Below are 20,487 nucleotides of genomic sequence, written 5' to 3' on the forward strand. Positions count from 1 at the left end.
ACACACATGAAAAAATGGCTGATATTGAGTTGTCTGTTTTTATTGAGCGCTTGTGGCTTTAATTTGCGTGGCGTTGAGTTGACCGACACTTTATTGCCTTACCACCGTTGGGCGGTTGAAGATGCAAAGGGCATGTATAACCCAATCAAATACGAATTGAAACGCCGTCAAGACGTAGAAGTGGTGGATGCAGCTCAATCGCAAGCCATTTTGCGTGTCTTAGAGGAAAGCACCGACAGACGTTCACAGTCTTTGAATTTAGAAGGTTCCACCACTGAGTATTTGATGACTTTGAACGTCACCATTCGCATCGAACAAGGCGGCATGATTGTGTCTGAGCCGATGAGTGTGCAAGTGCGTCGCTTTATGAAATACTCAGACAATGAGATTTTAAGTAAAGACGATGAAGAACAAAAACTGTGGCAAGACATGCGTCGTGAGGCGGCTGCGCAGTTGATTTTGCGCATTGCCATGGTCAATGCAGCTGATTTGCGAGTGCGACAGTAGTGGCTTTGTTGAATGCTCAAGCTTGGATGGCCAGTTTAAAACAGCCATTACCAGCGGCGTATGTGGTGTTTGGTGAAGAAGATTTGTTGCGCATTGAGGCTGTGGACGCCTTGCGTGCTGCTGCCAGAGAACAAGAATATTTTGACCGTCAGGTTTTGACGGTGGATAGCCATTTTGATTGGTCGTTGTTGCGTGAAGCGACGCAATCTATGGGTTTGTTTTCTGAGCGAAAATTGATTGAAATTCACTTGCCAACAGGCAAGCCAGGCAAAGAAGGTGCCGAAGCGTTGTTACAGGCCGCGGCTGCTTTTGCAGAAGATACTGTCACGGTATTGGTTTTGCCCAATATGGACAAAACGCAGCAAAAAAGCAAGTGGTTCCAAGCGTGGTTACAGGCCGCTTGTGTGTTGGAATGCAAAGCGGTTAGCGCTGCGCAATTGCCTCGTTGGATAGAGCAGCGTTTGCAGCAACACCAATTGCACATGGCAGCCGATGCTTTGGATGTGTTGGCGCAGCGTGTGGAAGGCAATTTGCTGGCGGCTAAGCAAGAAATCGACAAATTGGCTTTGTTGCATGGTGCAGGCGCGCGTTTGGGTTTACAGGACGCCCAACAAGCGGTGGCAGATGTGGCACGTTTTGACGTGTTTGATTTGGCGCAGTCTTGGATGCAAGGTAATGTCAGCCGAGTATTGCAATTGCTTGCGAGCTTGCAAAGCGAAGGCGATGAACCTGTGTTGGTGGTTTGGGCGGTGAGCGAGGATTTGCGTGCTTTGTTGCGTTTGAAAGCGGGTTTGTCTTCAGGCGAAAGCGAGCAGATTTTGCGGCGCAACTTGCGTTTGTGGGGTGACAAATATGCATGGGCGCAACAAGCTTTGCGCCGTGTAGGTGTCAGACGCGTCTTGATGGCTTTGCAACAGTGTGCGCTGATAGACCGTCAAATCAAAGGTGCTGCCGATGGCAAGGCATGGCAATCTATGCAAGATTTATTATTGGATTTGTGTCAAAAAACACAGAAACATTCTTGAAACCATCGAGCGTCCTGTAAAGGTTTACGGGACGCTTTTTGATGTTGAAAACAAAGGAAATTAGCATGACTTTAGCGTATTGGTGTGTGTTTATTGCAATGTTTTTACCGTGGTTGTGTGCGTTTTATGCTAAACGGGTCGGCGGTTTTGCAGGTCAAGACAACCACAATCCACGTGATTTTATGTTGCACACGCAAGGCGAAGCCAAGCGTGCAAATGCAGCGCAGCAAAATTCATTTGAAATTTTCCCTGCGTTTGCCGCAGCTGTCATCATTGCACATATGACGGGCGGCGCATCGCAAGCTGCGATAACTTTTTGGTCGGTTTTGTTTGTGTTGAGTCGCTTGCTGTACATTTTCTTGTACATTAAAGACATGGCGACTTTGCGTTCTGGGTCGTGGATGGTGGGTTTGGTGTGTATTTTGGCACTGTTTATTGCAGCCGCTTAAATTCATTTGCAACTTATGACAGCCAAAAGGCGACATTTTTGGTATAATTGCCGCCGTTTTTGTGTCTCCTAAACCAACTAAGGATTTTCCATGACGATTAAAGTAGCCATCAACGGTTATGGCCGCATCGGCCGCCAAGTTTTACGTGCCATTTACGATTACAAATTGACGAATGTGTTTGAAGTCGTTGGCGTGAATGCTTCTGGCGATTTGGCCACCAATGCACATTTGACCAAGTTTGACACCGTACACGGCCGTTTTGGTGCAGAAGTGACTCATCAAGACAATGCTTTGGTCATCAATGGTGATGTGATTCCGTTTTTCTCTACTCGCAATCCAGCTGAATTGCCTTGGGGCGAATTGAATGTGGATTTGGTTTTGGAGTGTACAGGTGCGTTCACCACCAAAGCAAAATGCCAAGCACACATTGATGCAGGTGCAAAAAAAGTTTTGATTTCAGCGCCAGGTGGCGATGATGTGGATGCTACTGTGGTTTATGGTGTGAACCATGACGTATTGACTGCTGACATGACGGTTGTGTCTAACGCGTCTTGCACCACCAACTGTTTGGCACCTGTTGCCAAAGCTTTGAACGATGCATTGGGCATTCAAAAAGGCTTGATGACCACGATTCATGCGTTCACCAATGACCAAGTATTAACCGACGTGCGTCACAAAGACTTGCGTCGTGCGCGTTCTGCTACTGAAAACATGATTCCGACCAAAACAGGCGCTGCCAAAGCCGTGGGTTTGGTATTGCCTGATTTGAATGGCAAATTGGATGGTTTTGCTGTGCGTGTGCCGACCATTAACGTGTCATTGGTAGATTTGACGTTTGAAGCCGGTCGCGATACATCTGTTGATGAAGTCAATGCCATTGTCAAAGCCGCTGCTGAAGGCAGTATGAAACATGTTTTGGGCTTCAATACTTTGCCATTGGTTTCAACCGACTTTAACCATTCTACCGAAGGTTCAACTTTCGATTCGACTTTGACCAAAGTGTCTAACGGCAATATGGTCAAAGTATTGGCTTGGTATGACAATGAATGGGGCTTTAGCTGCCAAATGTTGCGCACCGCTGCGGCTTTGTTTGGTCAAGAAGTGGTTGAATTAAAATAAATTGGTTTGACCTCTTTTAGATTTTTAAGCCATCTTGCTTCACAGCAAGATGGCTTTTTTGTAGGGTTTTGAATTTGTTTGCCAAACATGGCAAGATATGATGCCAATAGGTTTGATATTCACACAGTTTGTGTCTGCTCAATGGACAGAAGCTAGTGGTGTGTGATGGTGGTTTGTGGTATTTTTATTGCAGTGCAGCAATTGGATTTTGGTCAAGATTTTTGTATTTGAGTTGGGATGAAAGATGTTTACTTTGTTTGTGTTGAATTTGATTATTTTGGGTGTGGTTTGTGCGGGTTTGATGCAGATGATTAAGAATACCCGTGCTGAAATCATGGCATTGAAAAAGCAAGTAGAGCGTTTGCAAGCCCGTTTGGATGGTATTACTCACAGCGACACTGAAACTTTGTGACAAACCAATGGGTTTTAATATTTTAAAATAAAGAAAAGTATCTATATGGACTTACAAATGACCACCCCTGCGCTGATTTTTCCAGCCATCTCATTGATTATGTTGGCTTACACCAATCGATTTTTAGGTGTGTCGACGGTCATTCGCAATTTGACGCACGAATACCAACAACATCCTGATGATTCTTTGTTATTGCAAATTGACAATTTGCAGCGGCGCGTCATCATGGTGCGTAACATGCAAATGTTTGGCGTGGCTTGTATCATGCTTAGTATTGCCAGCATCATTGCTTTGTTTTTTGAAAGTCAATTTTGGGGCGTGAGTTTGTTCACGATCAGTTTGTCTTGTTTGGTGGTGTCATTGTTGATTTCGATGTATGAGTTGATTTTGTCTTGTCATGCTTTGGAAATTGCGTTGGGCGACATGGAAAAAGACTTGAAGCAGATTGCCCATCCGATTTTGGCCAGACCACGCCGCCGTACCAAAAGTAAAAAAACAGTGGTTTCTGAAATGGTGCGCAAAGAAGAAGAGTCGAACGATAATATGCGTTAAATGGTTTGAACAGTCATTTTGGAGATAAAAAGCGTCCTGTAAACATTTACAGGACGCTTTTTTTGATGTGAATGAAGGGAATGATTCTGGCATTTTAATATTGTGATTGTTGTGAATCATCGGGTGACGCTTGGTCAATATCAGTGGGTTTTGAATCATAATTATGAGAGGATTGGTAGTTTGATGATTTTTGAATGTGGCATAAATGGGTTTATTTTGGATGAAAGTTTTATATATTGAAAAAACAAAGGATTTATATTTTTAATATTTTAAAATAAATGGTATTTTGTATTTTGTATAAAAAATAAGCATGTTGGTGCGGCTATCAACAAGTCTGCTCCTCGGTGTTACAATGAAATCAATCATCAGCAGTCAGCTGTCTTTAATATAATAAGGATTGTGTAACATGCCTCAATATCGTTCTCGTACCTCTACCCACGGTCGCAATATGGCTGGTGCTCGCGCTTTGTGGCGCGCCACTGGCATGCAAGATGGTGATTTTGGTAAACCAATCATCGCCATTGCCAATTCATTCACCCAATTTGTACCAGGCCATGTGCATTTAAAAGATTTGGGTCAAATGGTGGCGCGCGAAATTGAAGCGGCGGGCGGCATTGCCAAAGAATTCAATACCATTGCGGTGGACGATGGCATTGCGATGGGTCATGGTGGCATGTTGTACAGCTTGCCATCGCGTGATTTGATTGCCGATAGCGTGGAATATATGGTCAATGCCCATTGCGCCGATGCGATGGTGTGCATTTCCAACTGTGACAAAATCACCCCAGGGATGTTGATGGCTGCGATGCGCTTGAACATACCAACGATTTTCGTGTCAGGTGGCCCTATGGAAGCGGGCAAAGTCATTGGCATTGCCAATGCGCAAGGTCAAATCATCGAAGGCGAAATCCGCAAATTGGATTTGGTCGATGCAATGGTAGAAGCTGCCAATGACCAAGTATCTGATGAAGATGTGGCGAAAATTGAGCGTTCGGCTTGTCCAACGTGTGGTTCTTGCTCGGGCATGTTTACCGCCAACTCGATGAATTGTTTGACCGAAGCTTTGGGCTTGTCATTGCCGGGTAATGGTTCGTTGCTCGCCACACATGCATTCCGCAAAGAGTTGTTTTTAGAAGCAGGTCGCCGCATTGTGGATTTGGCCAAGCGTTATTATGAGCAAGACGATGCTTCTGTGTTGCCTCGCTCGATTGCGACGAAAAATGCGTTTGAAAACGCGATGGCGTTGGATATTGCCATGGGTGGTTCAACCAACACCATTTTGCATTTGTTGGCAGCTGCGAACGAAGCGGGCGTGGACTTTAAAATGACCGACATCGACCAATTGAGCCGCAAAGTGCCTTGTTTGAGTAAGGTTGCGCCTGCCACACAAAAATACCACATGGAAGACGTTCACCGTGCCGGTGGGGTGTTGGCGATTTTGGCGGAATTGAATCGTGCTGGCTTGCTTCATACCGATGCACACACGGTACATGCAGCGACTTTGGGCGATGCCTTAGCCAAATGGGACATCATGACAACCGCAGCAGACAGCGAAGCGCATGTACGCTTTAGTGCCGCGCCAGGTGGCGTGCGCACGACTGAGGCATTTAGCCAAAGCCGTTCATGGCCAAGCTTGGATACTGACCGTGCAAACGGCTGTATTCGTGATGCAGAACATGCGTATTCTAAAGAAGGTGGTTTAGCGGTATTGTTTGGTAATATTGCTGAGCGCGGTTGTGTGGTGAAAACGGCTGGTGTGGACGAAAGCATTTGGCAATTTACAGGCCGCGCTCGTGTGTTTGAAAGCCAAGATGCGGCAGTAGAAGCCATTTTGGCCGATCACATTGTGGCAGGCGACATTGTTATCATTCGCTACGAAGGCCCTAAAGGCGGCCCTGGTATGCAAGAAATGTTGTATCCAACGTCTTATTTGAAATCCAAAGGTTTGGGCAAAGCATGTGCTTTGTTGACCGATGGTCGTTTCTCAGGCGGTACTTCGGGCTTGTCTATTGGTCACGCTTCACCAGAGGCGGCTGAAGGTGGTGCGATTGGTTTGATTGAAGAAGGTGATACCGTTCAAATTGACATTCCAAACCGCAGTATTAATTTGCAAGTTTCAGATGAGGTATTGGTAGAACGCCGTGCAGCAATGGAAGCCAAAGGCAAAGAGGCTTGGAAACCTGTGAATCGTGACCGTTATGTGTCGGCAGCTTTGCGTGCTTACGCAGCAATGACGACCTCTGCGGATACAGGTGCGGTGCGTGATGTGTCTCAAGTAGAGCGTCAAAGCTAATGAGCCGATGATGTTTTGTGATGCCCTGAACTTGGTCTCAGGGCATTTTTGTTCTTAACAAGTCTTTTCTATTTTCTGGTGACATCTTCTTGCGACAAATCAAAAATTGGCAATGTAAATGCTTATTGATTGGCTTGAGTGACAGATTGGCTTTATTATCTTCTGTAAACAAAGAGTATGAAACTGAGGATTATCCATGGATATGGTTGTAGATTGTGGTATGAATGAAAAAAACTTGCAAGACACACAAATATTGGTCGAGTGGGATGAGCATACGTGGGAATTGGCAGACTTTAATGATGCTTTTGAAGCCAATTTGAACTTGAGTGCACCATTTGAATCTTAATGTTTTTACTATTTCTTGATTGGAACTGCCGTCGATTCAGACGGCTTTTCTTATGGGTGCGATTGATGGTTTGATATGGCTTTCAATAGTATCCATCTACATGGGAATGCACTTGCACAAAAATAGCTTTATCGTGGATGATGTATTTCATTCTCAAATTCATATGGCAAGATAAGGAGTCATCATGCAAAAAACAGCCAAATATGTGATATGGACCGTAGCGATAAGCAGTAGCTTGATGTTGGGTGCTTGTGCTTCTACCACCAATGAAAATACTTTGGGAGGCAACCGCAAGCAGTTTATCATGCTGCCTGAACAGCAATATCATGCACAAGCGGCGCAAGATTATGGCTCATTGATTCAGCAAGTCAGAGCCAGTGGACAATTAAAAAGCAATGCGCAAGTAACACGTGTCAGTCAGCGCTTATTGCAACAAGTGCCGATATACCGAGCTGATGCGGCACAATGGAATTGGCAAGTGAATGTGATTGAAAGCAAAGACATCAATGCGTTTGCTATGCCTGGTGGCAAAATTGCGGTGTTTACAGGTTTGTTGAATGCAGTCAAACCAACCGATGACGAATTGGCGGCAGTATTGGCACATGAAATTGCGCATGCTTTGCGTGAGCATTCGCGTGAAAAAGCGAGTAAAAGTGCGGTAGGTGGTTTGGTGACGAGTTTGATTACCAGTTATGCTGGCTTAAGCAATACGGGTAATGAAGTGGTGAGTTTGGCCAGTAAATACGGTTGGGATTTACCCAATAGCCGCAGCGCAGAAACCGAAGCGGATTTGATTGGTTTGGAAATGATGGCGCGCGCTGGATACAATCCCAATGCGGCTATTACATTTTGGCAAAAAATGGCAGCGGCAAACTTACAATCGGGACAATCGGTGTCTTTTTTAAGCACCCATCCTGCCTCAGCCGATCGCATTGCCAAGATTCAACAAACCATTCCACAAGTGATGCCTTATTATCAAGCGGCCAAGCGTTGATAGGAATGAATGATTTTTAAATGGGTCGTGGTTGCTTAAGGATGTAGACCAAGGCTTTATTGTGGCTGTGCTAAAATCGCAGCCACAAATTCATTTGGTTTTTAGGTTGGATGTAGAAAGATAGGTCATCATGATTCAAAATTTAGCACAGCGTTTTCAAGCCGTTTTGGCAAAAATCCAAAAACAACAACCATTATCACGGTTAGAACTGAATGATGGCGCCACTGAGGCACAGCTTGTACAAGTGCAAGCTGATTTGAATGTGGTTTTTCCTGATGATTTGCAGCAATGGTATCGTCTGTTTGATGGACAAAGTCCCAATAGTGAGCATGTATTCAATGGTGCAGCATGGTTGTCGTTGTCCCGCATGCAAGCGCTTTGGCAACACATGCAAACGCGTGTAACTGAAATGTCTCATGAAGATATTGCTTTGAGTGCGGATGATGAGGTGCAAGCTTTGTGGTGGCATGATGCGTGGTTGCCTTTTAGCGATGATGGACAAGGCAATTATGTGTGTGTGGATTTGGCACCGAGCGCAGATGGGGTGATGGGTCAAATCATTCGTGTGCGCTTTGACAATATGGTGCGCAGCTTGGAAGCGACATCCTTAGAAGCATGGTTAGATGCGCATATTGAAGCTTTGGAAGAAAGCGATTATGTCTATTCTGCCAAGCATGGCGGCATTATGGATGCTGAAATTTTGTTTGAAGAAGAGGATGAAGGTGCTGCTGATTTGCCTTCTATGTCACCTGAGGCGTGGCAAGATATGGAAGGGGATTTGCAAAACACGTTGACTCATTTATTGGGTGAAGGTGCGCCTGATTTGAAGCAATTGGTCAATGGTTTATTGGATGAAGACAGCCCATTTAAAAATCAAGCAGAATCAGCGGCTCATTCAAAACATGCTTCTTTCAAAGATTTGTTTGATAGCGATGTCAAACAGCCTTAACACACATTGTAATGGCGTGCTTGCAGATGAAAAATGAACCAGCTTGGACGGAAGCCGAAGTCATGGCACAGATTGAGCGCACGCATAGATTGGCGCGCCATCAAGACGAAGCTACCATGCATTTTGCGCATTTTGCGCATTTTGGTGCGACTTTACATTTAGAAATCCAATCCAAAGATGTCAATGACGATTTACAGGACGCTTGGATGAGTCAAATGGCACAGTTTGATGTGAATGAAAACGGTGTGTAGTGCTTGTTTTTGAGGCTTAAGCTTGGTATGGTTTATACCAATATTTGAAGACGAGGAATAGTATGGCTTACGATAACAACAATGTTTTTGCAAAAATTTTGCGTGGCGAAATGCCAGCGTTTAAAGTATATGAAGATGAACATGTTTTGGCTTTTATGGACATCATGCCGCAAGCAGACGGTCATGTATTGGTGATTCCTAAAGTGCCTGCGGTGACATTGTTTGAATTGCCTGCTGATGCTGCGGCACAGACCATTCAAGCGGTGCAAAAAATAGCCCGTGGCGTGAATGCGGCCATGGATGCCGGTGGCGTGGTGTTGGTGCAATCCAATGGTGAAGCGGTCGGTCAAGTGATTCCGCATGTGCATTTTCATGTGATTCCCAGCCATATTCGCGATTTAGGCAGACATGCGGCACAAATGGGTGATATGGACAAAATCAAAGCGTTGAGTGAACGCATTGCGATTGAAGTGGCCAAAGAATTTGTCTGAAAATGAATGCGCAAGCGTCCTGTAAGTGTTTACAGGACGCTTTTTTATGTTGATGAAGTGGTGAAAAATTGATGCAAGATTTGAAACACATTACCTGTATTGAGGACATGCGCCGAGTGTATCGCCGCCGCGTACCTAAGATGTTTGTCGATTATGTTGATTCGGGTTCTTATACGGAGTTGACGTATCGCCACAATGAAAGCGATTTCCAAAAAATTTTATTGCGCCAAAAAGTGTTGCAAGATATTAGTTGCCGTTCTTTACACAGCACGATGTTGGGCGAAGCGGTGAGTATGCCAGTGGCGTTGGCACCAACAGGTTTGGCGGGTATGCAACACGCCGATGGTGAAATGTTGGCTGCCAAAGCAGCGGCAGAATTTGGTGTGCCTTATATTGTTTCGACCATGAGTGTGTGCGCTTTGGAAGAGGTGGCGTTTTACGCACCGCAGCGACCTTTGTGGTTTCAGCTTTATATGATGAAAGACCGAGCGTTTATGCAACGCTTGATTGAGCGTGCCAAACGAGCCGCTTGCAGCGCCTTGGTGTTGACAGCAGATTTGCAAATTATGGGGCAGCGTCACAAAGACATCAAAAATGGCTTGTCCACGCCACCGAAACCGACGGTGAAAACCATTTTGAATTTGTTGACCAAACCACGTTGGTGTTATTACATGAGCCAAACCAAACGCCATCAATTGGGTAATATTGTAGGGCATGTGGAAGGCGTGAGCGATACCCGTTCTTTGTCGGTTTGGGCGGGCGAACAGTTTGACCCTAAATTAAGCTGGGATGATGTCGCTTGGGTCAAAGCGCAATGGGGCGATAAACTCATCATCAAAGGCATCATGGATGTGGAAGATGCGCAAGCGGCAGTGGCTTGTGGCGCGGATGCCATCGTTGTGTCCAATCATGGTGGGCGGCAATTAGACGGTGCACCATCGAGCATACAAGTCTTGCCTGAAATTGTGGCGGCAGTGGGACAAGACATTGAAGTGTGGTTAGATGGTGGTATTCGTTCGGGTCAAGATGTTTTCAAGGCTTTGGCATTGGGCGCGCAAGGCGTGTTGATTGGGCGCGCTTACAATTATGGTTTGGGAGCATATGGCGAAGATGGTGTGCGGCGTGTGCTGGAAATCATAGCCAAAGAAATGGACACGACCATGGCTTTGTGCGGCAAAACCAAGGTGTCGCAAGTAGATGACAGTGTGTTGTATCGTTCAATAATCATCTGATCATCAAGCGTCCTGTAAATATTTACAGGACGCTTGATTGCATAGATGCACCATAAAAAAACCACTCTTTGCAGAGTGGGTAAAAGACACATCAGAAGAAGGATGTTTTTTTAAGAAGATGAAACTTCTTTGCCAGTATTTTGGCTGCTGACAGGTTGCGCTTGTTTGCGTGTGTATAAGAATGCAAAGAAAATCGCCAACCAAGCGGCTGCCATGATCCACCACATGAAGTTGCCAGTGATCAAAGCCTGACCAATCAAACCACCTTGAATGCAATAGAATGCAAATGGAATCAAGGTTTTGCGAATGACTTCGCCTTCACGATTCATCAAGCCAACCACAGCACCTGCTGCCACCACGTTGTGTACGCAAATCATGTTACCTGCTGCACCACCAATGGCTTGTAATGCCACCACGATAGACGATTGGTCTACGCTCAAACCGATTTGTTGTGCGGTTTGGAATTGGAAGTAAGCAAACATCATGTTCGATACGGTGTTAGAGCCTGCAATAAACGCACCCAAACCACCTACCCAAGGCGATACATTTGGCCAAGCAGAACCTGCCAATGCCGCAGCACCTTGTGCCAACACCATCGGCATATTAGGCAATGCGCCTGCAATGCTAGGATCAGCCGAGCCTGAGTTCACAAATACTTGTACCATCGGCACAGCAAGCAATAACGCAGGCGCTGCATCTAACATGGTGCGTGCAGAGTTTTTCACACCTGTCATGTATTGTTGGCCATTCATTTTGAACAAACCAATACACATCAAAGACACCAAAATCAACAAAAAGCCCGGAGAGTATAACAATTGTGCAGAAGCATTGATGTGGGTGCCGAACAAACCACTGACTTTCAAAGTCGTCAATTCGCCTGTCAAGAACGCTTTCAATGGCGGAATGTTACGGGTCAACAACAAGAATACCACCATGATGATGTAAGGTGAGAAGGCGCGAATGACTGAAAATTGTGATGGTTGGCCGTCGTCTTTGTCATCAATGGTACCGATCCATTTTTGTTCCCATTGTGAACGAGGTGGGAAATCAAAAACGGTTTTTGGTTGTAAGAAACCTTTTTTCGCAGCAGGAACCACGATTGCCAAACCAATCAAAGCACCCAATACAGATGGGAATTCAGGGCCTAAAATGTGTGCCACAATGGTGTAAGGAACCACAAATGCCAAGCCAGCAAAAATGGCGAATGGCCAAATTGCCAAGCCTTCACGGAACGAACGATTGGCACCGAAATAACGGGTCAAGAACGCGCACAAAATCACTGGAATCACAAAACCCACAGATGCATGCAAAATCGATACGTTTTCAGCGATTTGTTGCAAGTATTCCAATGGCGTTTGTGGTGCAATCAATGCAGCCACGTCTTCTTTATTGTCAATGCCTGAACGCACACCTACCAACACAGGCGTACCTACCGCACCAAAAGACACTGGCGTTGATTGAATGATCAAAACCGCCATCGCCGCTGCCATGGCAGGGAAGCCCAAAGCCAATAACAAAGGCGCACCTACGGCAGACGGTGTACCAAAGCCTGACGAGCCTTCAATCAAAGAACCAAACAACCAAGCCACAATGATCACTTGTACGCGGCGGTCGGGAGAAATGTCCATAAAGCCTTTGCGAATGGCTTTGATGGCACCACTTTCTTTCAAAGTATTGAGCAATAAAATCGCGCCAAATACGATGAACAATAAGGTTAAAGCTGTGACAATGCCGTTAACAGTGGCAGCGGCAACCACGGCCCCTGGGGCATTCCACACAAATAAAGCCAATAAGGCGGTGACAGCGAACGAGCTGCCCATGGACAAAGCCGCTGAGCGGTTCATCACCACCATCAATAAAAATACCACCGCAATGGGGGCGAGTGCTAATAGCGTGTATAGACTCATCTTGGGTTACTCCAAATGACTTACTAGTTTCTTTTCTCAGTTAAATTATCATTGGCTAAAGCGCTTTTTGCGCTGATTATTATTGGGTTTGACCAAATGACAATGCGTTTAAAATTGTGTTGATGTGCGGCCTCCTTGGATAATGAATGGTGTATTTTTCAATTAAAAGTATTGTGTTTTTCTTTGACCAATTGGTGCAAAGTCTTTTTAGCGGGTTTTAATGGCGTGTGGTTTTGTGTCCAGCCCTTTTGATGTTTTGGGGTTAAACCACGCAAACTGGTCGCCACTTTGCCAAAATATTGGTAAGTTTTATTGCCGCTGAAAATGCCTTCAAACGCTCGCCATGCCATTTTCTCGCTCAATGAATGGTTGGCACCTTGTCCGCGAATAGGATGTGGCACATTCTCGTTTGGATCGCGCTGTGCTTCGGTGCGCAAACGCACAAGCAATTCAGGAATGGGAATGCGTACAGGACACACTTCACCACAAGCGCCGCACAAACTAGAAGCGGTCGGCAAATCTTTGGTAGACTCCAAACCCAATAAATGCGGTGAAATGATTTTGCCAATAGGACCGGGATACGTGGTGCCGTAAGCTGCGCCGCCAATGCGTGAATACACAGGACAATGGTTCATGCATGCGCCACAACGGATGCATTGCAAAGTTTTGCGCAATTGCTCATCGGCATAGGCTTGGCTGCGACCATTGTCTAGCAATACCAAATGCATTTCTTGTGGACCATCCAATTCTTGCGAACGACGGGGGCCTGTAATCATGTTGAAGTAAGTGGTGATGTTCAGGCCGATGGCAGAGCGTGTGAGCAAACTGTACAAAGGCACCACATCGTCCAAACGAGCGACCACTTTTTCAATGCCAGTAATGGCAATGTGCACAGGCGGTACCGAAGTTGACAAACGCCCATTGCCTTCGTTTTCTACCAAACACAAAGTACCTGTTTCAGCCACCGCAAAGTTCACGCCTGATAAACCCACATCAGCATTGCGATAGACGCTGCGCAAGGCTTTGCGGCCAATTTGAATCATCTCATCGACATCATCAGTCAGTGGTGTGCCCAATTCGTCGTGAAACAGTTTGGAAATTTGTTGCTTGGTTTTGTGAATGGCAGGCATCACAATGTGCGTGGGCTTTTCATGTGCCATTTGCACAATGTATTCGCCCATGTCGCTTTCAATCGCCTCTTTGCCTTGCGCTTCCAAATAATGATTCAGCTCGATTTCTTCGCTGACCATCGATTTGCCTTTGACCATCAATGAAGCTTGATGCTGATTCATGATGCCATCAATGATTTGGCAAGCCTCCTTAGGCGTTTGCGCCCAATGGACTTTCACGCCCAAACGGGTCAAATTGCTTTCCAATTGCTCTAATAATTCAGGCAAACGAGACAAAGCATGTTGGCGGATGCTCTCACACAAAGTGCGTAATGCTTGCAATTCGTGCTCATCAGACAAAACCGCTTTGCGCTTGCTCATCAAGCCATCCATGGCTGTGCGCAAGCTTTGGCGTAGTGGTGCATCGGCTAAGGCGGTTTTGGCATTGGACTTGAATGTTTCAGGCATAAAATGGATGGTTTGTGTTTTCATGCCGCCCCCTCTACATCTTCCATTGAAATGTCATCAGGTAAAAGCGCCAACACCACCAAATCTCGAGGACCATGTGCCCCAAAAGCCAAAGTCAATTGAATATCAGAAGTCTTAGAAGGTCCTGAAATCAATACCACATTGGTCGGCATACCATCGGCCATATCCAAGCCATGCATGGCTGCGTAAAAGTCATCGTAAAGCGTGGTGGTATCAAACAAGGCAATGTGAATCGGTGGCACCAAACTCATGGTGCGAGGCTGTTCAGGCGTTGGCCACAATAACAAAGTACCTGTGTGGGCAATGCCTGCTTTGATATCGGTAAAACCTGCATCCACAGTATTGAAAAACTCGTCTTTCCATTGCTCTAATGTTTGTGAATAAGCACAAATTTCGGTTACAGGCCGCTTATTGTGTAAAATTTCAGCCGCTTGTTGACCATGTTCCGTTTGCAATGGCAATACGATTTTGGCAATGTTTTTTTCAGCCACCACTTGAGCAAAAGTGTCTTGCCAAGTGTCACGATGACACCAAACAATCTCGCCTTTGACTTTGCGCATGGTATTCGCCCAATGTTGCAAACGCAGCGCAGGCGTGTCCCATTTCGGGCTCATCTCAGTGTAATACTCAGCCGTTTGTGGCTGTGGCAAAGTTTCGGTGTGTACCGCTCGCAAACGGTTTAAAATTTGGTCACGCGCGCTCATCAAACCGATTCCTCACAAGTTTTGTGTCCTGTGCGTTCCAATAAGAACGTCGCCAAATGTTTGGGTTTGGGCATGGATGGGTCATCTTTGGCGATTTTGCCACCAATATTCATCATGCAACCTGCATCGGCGCTGATGATTTCAACCGCTTGTGTGTCTTTCAAAGCTTTGACTTTGTCGCTGACCATCGCGCCTGAAATATCAGGATGCTTCATCGAAAAAGTACCGCCAAAACCACAACATTCGCTTTCATGATCATGCACAACACGTTCAACGTGACTCAAAGCATCGACCAATTGCCAGCTAGACGTGTGCACATTCATTTCTCGGCGCGCACCGCAACTGGTGTGTACCGCGACTTTAATCGGCGTGCCTGTGTCTTGCGGCTGATAATTCAAAACGTCTACCAAAAAGCGTGACCACTCGTAAATGCGGCCTGAAACATCTAAAGCTTGTTGTTCATACACGGTATTTTTGAATAAATCAGGCCAATGATGCTTCATCATGCCGCCACAAGAACCTGATGGCACGACAATAGGCCAAGCTTCGGGAAACAAGTCCAATTGTTCTTTGGCAACAGCAAACGATTCTTTCGGGCGGCCTGAAGAGAACGCAGGCTGACCACAACAGCTTTGAGCTTGCGGATAGTGAACACGTATGCCTTGCTTTTCAAGCAAAGTCATGGCATCCATGCCAGCGTTTGGCATGAAAATGTCTATCACGCAGGTACCAAAAAAGTAAACATCGGTCACGCGGTGCGACTGATTGTTTTGGTGTTCCATTCTATGTTATCCTTGGTAAATTGGTCAGACCAATTTTTATATTTACAAATACTTTACAAAAAAAAGGTTGTTTTGGTCAAGATTTGAATCATAGCTATTATGTATTTTGAGAATGAATTCAATCGGATTTTTTAAATAAGTATTTGATATTTTTTATTTTTTATTTTTTTTGGATATGTGGCAATGAGTGTGATAAAACAGCAAAAATTGTTTGAACAAATCGCATTGGTATTAGAAGAGCGCATTGTCAGAGGCGTGTATGCTGCGCAAAGTAAGTTGCCGCCAGAACGCCAGCTGGCAGAAGATTTTGGCGTATCTCGCCCATCTATTCGCGATGCTTTGCGTGTTTTGACGACGCGCGGTTTGCTCGAAGCACGACAAGGCGATGGTTATTATGTGTCTGACCAATTGCAACAGGCTTTTATTGGTGGTTGGCAGAGTTTATTGCAAACACATGACTATTTAGAAAGCGATGTGTTGGATTTTCGCCGCTCTTTAGAGGGTACTTTGGCCGCTTTGGCAGCACAGCGCCGAACTGAGACCGATTTGGAAAGAATAGAGTATTGGCTAAGACAAATTGATGTCGCAGTGCAGAAAAAAGTGTTAAATTACAATCACAAGCGGATGTGAACTTTCATCAAGCCATCGCTGAGGCCTCACATAATGTATTATTCAGTCAATTGTCCGCCAGCTTGCTGCGTATTTTGCACCAACATACTCAAAAAAATCTGGCCAATATGTTCTCGATTGATGATGAAGCGAAAATCAGTTTGCGAGAACAACACCGAGCCATTGTTGCGGCAATTCGTGCTAAAGATGCAGTTTTGGCGCAACAATTGGCAGCCAAACACATTGATTATGTTGAGTCTTCATTAGCCCATTATCGCCAAGAACAACAACGTGAGCAGCAAGCCCAACAACTGGCGCACAAAGACATCTTATAGTGATTAATACCGTGTTCTTGTGAGCAAGAGCACGGTGAGACAAGGAATACAAAGCATGAATGCTTTTAATACATTGGGTTTGTCCAATGAAATCGTCCGAGCTTTGGACGAACAAGGTTATACCACGCCAACACCGATTCAGGCCGCTGCCATTCCCAAAGTTTTGGCAGGTCATGATATTTTGGCGGCTGCACAAACAGGTACGGGCAAAACGGCTGCTTTTATGTTGCCAAGCTTGGAGCGTTTGAAGCGTTTTGCCAATACCAGTGCTTCACCTGCCATGCATCCTGTGCGCATGTTGGTATTGACGCCAACGCGTGAGTTGGCCGACCAAATTGATGCCAATATCACTTCTTACATCAAATATTTGCCGTTGAAGCACACGGTGGTGTTTGGTGGCACCAATATGGATACGCAAGTGCAGGCTTTGCGCAGCGGACGTGAGATTGTGGTGGCAACCGTGGGTCGCTTGCTTGATCATGTCTCGCAAAAAACCATCCAATTGAACAAAGTGGACATTTTGGTATTGGATGAAGCCGACCGCATGTTGGATATGGGCTTCATTGATGACATCCGTAAAATCATTGCGATGTTGCCAAAAAACCGTCAAATTTTGTTGTTCTCCGCCACGTTTGCACCTGAAATCAAGCGTTTGGCCAATGATTTTATGCATTTGCCTGAAATCATTGAAGTAGCGGCACAAAACGCTACCAATAAAAATGTTGAACAACACATGATTGCGGTGGATGCTTCTCGCAAACGCCATTTGTTAGAGCGTTTGATTGTAGATTTGGACATGCCACAAGTGATTGTGTTTTGTAAAACCAAAATCAGTGTCGATCAAGTGACGCGTGATTTGTCGCGCAAAGGCATTGTTGCCAAAGCCATTCACGGTGACAAAGCGCAACAAACCCGTACCGAAACTTTGGCGGCTTTCAAAGAGGGTAAAGTGAAAGTTTTGGTTGCGACCGATGTGGCGGCGCGTGGTTTGGATATCAGTGAATTTCCGTTTGTAATCAATTACGAATTGCCAAGCAATCCAGAAGACTATGTACACCGTATTGGTCGTACAGGCCGCGCAGGTGCAGAAGGCATTGCATTGTCCTTGATGGATGAAACCGAACAAAGAATGTATGAGTCGATTTGCAAACTCATCAAACAAGATTTGCCTTTGGATAAAATAGAAAATTTTGAGCCACGTTGGATGCAAAAACACGAAGCTCAAAGTACACATACCACTTCAGGTCAGCTGGTTGTGGCGGCGAGCAGAGCACCCAAAGAAGCTGCTGTGACCAAAGACAAGCCTCGTGCTGCTCATCCTTCCAATACCCAAGCGCGTAAATCAGCGCTGGCTGCCGCGTCATCTGTGGAATCTAAAACCGATGTGGCATTGGATGATTTTCCTGACTCACCTTTGATTAAGGGTCGTCGTCGCCGTGGAGTGCGCAGTCAGCGTTTGTCTTGCGCTTTGTTACAGTCTAATTTTGGCGTCAAGCGTCGCTAGGAGTTGCTGCGTATGAGTGAAAATGAAACCCCTACCTTAAAAGCGTTTTCATTGTTGGAATGTTTGGCCGCATCAGACCATGCCATGAGTTTAACGGAATTGGCGCGAGTATTGGATATTCCGAAACCTTCGATACACCGTCATTTGGCGGCATTGGAAGCGGGTGGTTTGATTATTCGTGATGCAGGTGCCAAACATGCTTACACCATTGGTCCTCGTTTGACCCGTTTGAGCAGTACGGTATTGAATCATGGTGATGTACAACGCCAGCGTCATGCGATTTTGAAAAGCTTGGTGGCAGATATCGGACAAACTTGTAATTTGACCATGTTGGTCAAATCGCAAGTGTTGTATTTAGACCGCATGGAATCGCCTTCACCTTTGCGCTTGGATTTGCAACCGGGCACGACCGTACCTGCGCATTCTTGCGCCAGTGGTAAATTGTTCTTATCCAAAATGAGCCAAGACAAACGCCATGCACTGTTGCGTCAAACCAAACTAGAAGCCTTGACGCCAAACACGTTGACCGATTTGGATGAATTGGATACGGAGCTAGAGCGCATCAATGTGCGCAATGTCAGCATCGACAATGAAGAATTTGTGTTGGGTATTACTTGTGTGGCGGTGCCGATTTTTGATGACAAAAACAATTGTATTGCCGCCATTGCCATGCATGGTCAAGTGGCAACCACACCTTTGACGGTGTCTTTGTCGTTCATTCCACGTTTGCAAACTGCAGCACAAGAATTGTCTAAAACATTTGGTTTTTAGATAGGAATGTGGTTTGAAGCGGCCTGTCAAAATGATGAATCGCTAGAATACATTCATCATCAATAGCATCTAGCGTATCAAATGAATCAAGCGTCCTGTAACTTACAGGACGCTTGGTTTAAAGCTTAGATGGATTATGGATTAATGAGGTTGTTCGCCATCGGTTTCATCCAACACACCTTCGGTGTTGTCGGGATTGATACCCACTTCTTTGCGAATTTTCTGTTCGATTTCATTGGCAATCGCAGGATTTTCAATCAACCACAAGCGGACATTGTCTTTACCTTGACCGATTTTGCTGCCATTGTAGCTATACCAAGCACCTGATTTTTCGACAATCCCCAATTTCACGCCAATATCGATGATTTCGCCTTCTAAACTGACACCTTGACCATACAAAATATCAAATTCAGCTTGTTTGAATGGTGGTGCCACTTTGTTTTTCACCACTTTGACACGGGTTTCATTGCCCAAAATGTCATCGCCTTTTTTGATTTGACCAGTACGGCGAATGTCCAAACGCACCGATGCGTAGAATTTCAGCGCATTACCACCAGTCGTGGTTTCTGGGCTGCCGAACATCACACCAATTTTCATGCGAATTTGGTTGATGAAGACCACCAAAGTGTTGGTGCGCTTGATATTGCCAGTCAGTTTACGCAAGGCTTGGCTCATTAAACGCGCTTGTAAGCCGACATGACTGTCACCCATTTCGCCTTCAATCTCGGCTTTAGGAACCAATGCCGCAACCGAATCGACCACGACCATATCCACGCCGCCTGAGCGTACCAACATGTCGCAGATTTCCAAAGCTTGTTCGCCAGTATCAGGTTGCGATACCAACAAATCTTCTACTTTGACATCCAATTTACGTGCATACACAGGATCAAACGCATTTTCCGCATCAATAAAAGCACACACACCGCCTGCTTTTTGACATTGTGCAATGGCTTCCAAACACAGCGTGGTTTTACCTGAAGACTCAGGACCATAGATTTCGACGATGCGACCGCGAGGCAAACCGCCTACGCCCAATGCCAAATCCAAACCTAATGAGCCTGTCGAAATGACTTCTAAGTTTTCATCTTTGTGGCTGCCATCCATTTTCATGATAGCGCCTTTGCCAAAACTTTTTTCAATTTGCGCCAAGGCGGCGGCTAAGGCTTTACTTTTGTCTTCTGACATGGTGCAATCTTTCTGTAACTGTTAAGCCGATAAATTTTGTGGTGAGGCTTTTTGCTTGCGACGTTGAGCCAACTTCCATACGCCCACATAACCGATGATCATGGGTACGATGGCGATTGTGAATTTAAAGCCCCAAGTGGCATACCATGGACGGGTTAATAACAAAGTATCACCAATGCGTGATTGGTCGATGACGTCTTTCATTGCAAACCAGTCAAACCAAGGCCACCAACAAGCGACCAGTAAACCTACGAACACAGGCCAAATAAACGTGAGCAAGTTTTTTTGCCAAAACACAAATGTGACTATAGACCAAAGTAAGGTCAAACCCGTAATAGTCAAGGTGGTTTCGGTGCGCACGCCAAAATAATTTAAAATAAAATAAGTCAGAACCACCCATAAAGCCGCTAAGACGGCCATGATGATTTCTTCAGGTTTTTTCATGTGGTGGGTGTCCTTTGTGTTGCTTGAT

The 20,487-nt window shown here is 45.5% G+C and carries 23 protein-coding genes; 17 read left to right on the forward strand and 6 right to left on the reverse strand.

Features of this window, described 5'->3' with window-relative positions; all coding sequences use genetic code 11:
* Positions 1 to 6 precede the first annotated feature (6 nt).
* The 13 genes from ADP71_RS03430 to ADP71_RS03490 all read left to right on the forward strand — a co-directional run bounded on the left by ADP71_RS03430 (position 7) and on the right by ADP71_RS03490 (position 10,620).
* Positions 7 to 507, forward strand: a complete 501-nt coding sequence (locus ADP71_RS03430; protein WP_019958698.1) for an LPS-assembly lipoprotein LptE — start codon at positions 7 to 9, stop codon at positions 505 to 507.
* A gap of 26 nt (positions 508 to 533) precedes the next feature.
* Entirely contained in the window at positions 534 to 1,532 is a 999-nt protein-coding gene (holA, locus tag ADP71_RS03435; RefSeq protein WP_026353609.1) for a DNA polymerase III subunit delta, read from the forward strand.
* A gap of 65 nt (positions 1,533 to 1,597) precedes the next feature.
* Positions 1,598 to 1,981, forward strand: coding sequence for an MAPEG family protein (locus ADP71_RS03440; protein WP_019958700.1), 384 nt, complete (start codon positions 1,598 to 1,600; stop codon positions 1,979 to 1,981).
* Between the two features lie 90 nt (positions 1,982 to 2,071).
* On the forward strand, positions 2,072 to 3,100 hold the full coding sequence (gene gap / locus ADP71_RS03445) for a type I glyceraldehyde-3-phosphate dehydrogenase (protein ID WP_019958701.1): 1,029 nt from the start codon (positions 2,072 to 2,074) through the stop codon (positions 3,098 to 3,100).
* Positions 3,101 to 3,344: 244 nt separating this feature from the next.
* Positions 3,345 to 3,512: a hypothetical protein gene (locus ADP71_RS03450; RefSeq protein WP_019958702.1), complete on the forward strand. Its 168-nt coding sequence runs from the start codon at positions 3,345 to 3,347 to the stop codon at positions 3,510 to 3,512.
* 57 nt (positions 3,513 to 3,569) lie between these two features.
* Positions 3,570 to 4,064 (forward strand): DUF2721 domain-containing protein, encoded by a 495-nt coding sequence (locus ADP71_RS03455; RefSeq protein ID WP_169708873.1) that lies wholly within the window; start codon positions 3,570 to 3,572, stop codon positions 4,062 to 4,064.
* 406 nt (positions 4,065 to 4,470) lie between these two features.
* Positions 4,471 to 6,357 (forward strand): dihydroxy-acid dehydratase, encoded by a 1,887-nt coding sequence (ilvD, locus tag ADP71_RS03460; protein ID WP_019958704.1) that lies wholly within the window; start codon positions 4,471 to 4,473, stop codon positions 6,355 to 6,357.
* A 196-nt stretch (positions 6,358 to 6,553) separates the two neighbouring features.
* The gene (locus tag ADP71_RS03465; protein ID WP_019958705.1) at positions 6,554 to 6,703 is read left to right on the forward strand and encodes a hypothetical protein; all 150 of its coding nucleotides are present in this window, start codon (positions 6,554 to 6,556) and stop codon (positions 6,701 to 6,703) included.
* Between the two features lie 184 nt (positions 6,704 to 6,887).
* Positions 6,888 to 7,697: a M48 family metallopeptidase gene (locus ADP71_RS03470; protein ID WP_019958706.1), complete on the forward strand. Its 810-nt coding sequence runs from the start codon at positions 6,888 to 6,890 to the stop codon at positions 7,695 to 7,697.
* Between the two features lie 130 nt (positions 7,698 to 7,827).
* The gene (locus ADP71_RS03475; protein WP_104931508.1) at positions 7,828 to 8,646 is read left to right on the forward strand and encodes an SMI1/KNR4 family protein; all 819 of its coding nucleotides are present in this window, start codon (positions 7,828 to 7,830) and stop codon (positions 8,644 to 8,646) included.
* 26 nt (positions 8,647 to 8,672) lie between these two features.
* Positions 8,673 to 8,897, forward strand: coding sequence for a hypothetical protein (locus ADP71_RS03480; protein WP_104931509.1), 225 nt, complete (start codon positions 8,673 to 8,675; stop codon positions 8,895 to 8,897).
* Between the two features lie 62 nt (positions 8,898 to 8,959).
* Complete coding sequence (locus ADP71_RS03485; RefSeq protein WP_104931510.1) at positions 8,960 to 9,388, forward strand: HIT family protein; 429 nt, start codon at positions 8,960 to 8,962, stop codon at positions 9,386 to 9,388.
* Between the two features lie 68 nt (positions 9,389 to 9,456).
* On the forward strand, positions 9,457 to 10,620 hold the full coding sequence (locus ADP71_RS03490; RefSeq protein ID WP_269467704.1) for an alpha-hydroxy acid oxidase: 1,164 nt from the start codon (positions 9,457 to 9,459) through the stop codon (positions 10,618 to 10,620).
* Positions 10,621 to 10,730: 110 nt separating this feature from the next.
* Here ADP71_RS03490 and ADP71_RS03495 read toward each other — a convergent pair whose 3' ends face one another.
* The 4 genes from ADP71_RS03495 to ADP71_RS03510 all read right to left on the reverse strand — a co-directional run bounded on the left by ADP71_RS03495 (position 10,731) and on the right by ADP71_RS03510 (position 15,611).
* Positions 10,731 to 12,527: an L-lactate permease gene (locus tag ADP71_RS03495; RefSeq protein WP_019958711.1), complete on the reverse strand. Its 1,797-nt coding sequence runs from the start codon at positions 12,525 to 12,527 to the stop codon at positions 10,731 to 10,733.
* A 158-nt stretch (positions 12,528 to 12,685) separates the two neighbouring features.
* Positions 12,686 to 14,128, reverse strand: a complete 1,443-nt coding sequence (locus ADP71_RS03500; protein WP_104931511.1) for a LutB/LldF family L-lactate oxidation iron-sulfur protein — start codon at positions 14,126 to 14,128, stop codon at positions 12,686 to 12,688.
* Positions 14,125 to 14,829 carry a LutC/YkgG family protein gene (locus ADP71_RS03505; protein ID WP_019958713.1) on the reverse strand — a complete coding sequence of 235 codons (705 nt, stop codon included), beginning with the start codon at positions 14,827 to 14,829 and terminating at the stop codon, positions 14,125 to 14,127. Before ADP71_RS03505 ends, ADP71_RS03500 begins: the two co-directional genes overlap by 4 nt.
* Positions 14,829 to 15,611 (reverse strand): (Fe-S)-binding protein, encoded by a 783-nt coding sequence (locus ADP71_RS03510; RefSeq protein ID WP_019958714.1) that lies wholly within the window; start codon positions 15,609 to 15,611, stop codon positions 14,829 to 14,831. The genes ADP71_RS03505 and ADP71_RS03510 overlap by 1 nt, the downstream gene beginning before the upstream one ends.
* Before the next feature lie 183 nt (positions 15,612 to 15,794).
* On the opposite strand from ADP71_RS03510, the gene ADP71_RS13150 reads away from it, so the two are divergent.
* Genes ADP71_RS13150 through ADP71_RS03530 form a run of 4 tightly spaced genes read left to right on the forward strand, consistent with a single transcriptional unit; the run spans position 15,795 to position 18,830 of the window.
* Positions 15,795 to 16,241, forward strand: coding sequence for a FadR/GntR family transcriptional regulator (locus tag ADP71_RS13150; RefSeq protein ID WP_171460888.1), 447 nt, complete (start codon positions 15,795 to 15,797; stop codon positions 16,239 to 16,241).
* The gene (locus ADP71_RS03520) at positions 16,238 to 16,555 is read left to right on the forward strand and encodes a FadR/GntR family transcriptional regulator (protein WP_171460889.1); all 318 of its coding nucleotides are present in this window, start codon (positions 16,238 to 16,240) and stop codon (positions 16,553 to 16,555) included. The genes ADP71_RS13150 and ADP71_RS03520 overlap by 4 nt, the downstream gene beginning before the upstream one ends.
* Positions 16,556 to 16,610: 55 nt before the next feature.
* Entirely contained in the window at positions 16,611 to 18,059 is a 1,449-nt protein-coding gene (locus ADP71_RS03525; RefSeq protein ID WP_171460890.1) for a DEAD/DEAH box helicase, read from the forward strand.
* 12 nt (positions 18,060 to 18,071) lie between these two features.
* Entirely contained in the window at positions 18,072 to 18,830 is a 759-nt protein-coding gene (locus tag ADP71_RS03530; protein ID WP_019958717.1) for an IclR family transcriptional regulator, read from the forward strand.
* 141 nt (positions 18,831 to 18,971) lie between these two features.
* On the opposite strand, the gene recA is transcribed toward ADP71_RS03530, so the two are convergent.
* Together recA and ADP71_RS03540 are read right to left on the reverse strand one after the other, a co-directional pair.
* Entirely contained in the window at positions 18,972 to 20,015 is a 1,044-nt protein-coding gene (gene recA, locus ADP71_RS03535; protein WP_019958718.1) for a recombinase RecA, read from the reverse strand.
* A 21-nt stretch (positions 20,016 to 20,036) separates the two neighbouring features.
* A complete protein-coding gene (locus ADP71_RS03540) occupies positions 20,037 to 20,459 on the reverse strand; it encodes a hypothetical protein (RefSeq protein ID WP_019958719.1) in 423 nt (140 codons plus the stop codon).
* Between the last annotated feature and the right edge of the window lie 28 nt (positions 20,460 to 20,487).

The sequence above is a fragment of the Vitreoscilla sp. C1 genome (assembly GCF_002951955.2).
GTDB lineage: Bacteria > Pseudomonadota > Gammaproteobacteria > Burkholderiales > Neisseriaceae > Vitreoscilla > Vitreoscilla stercoraria.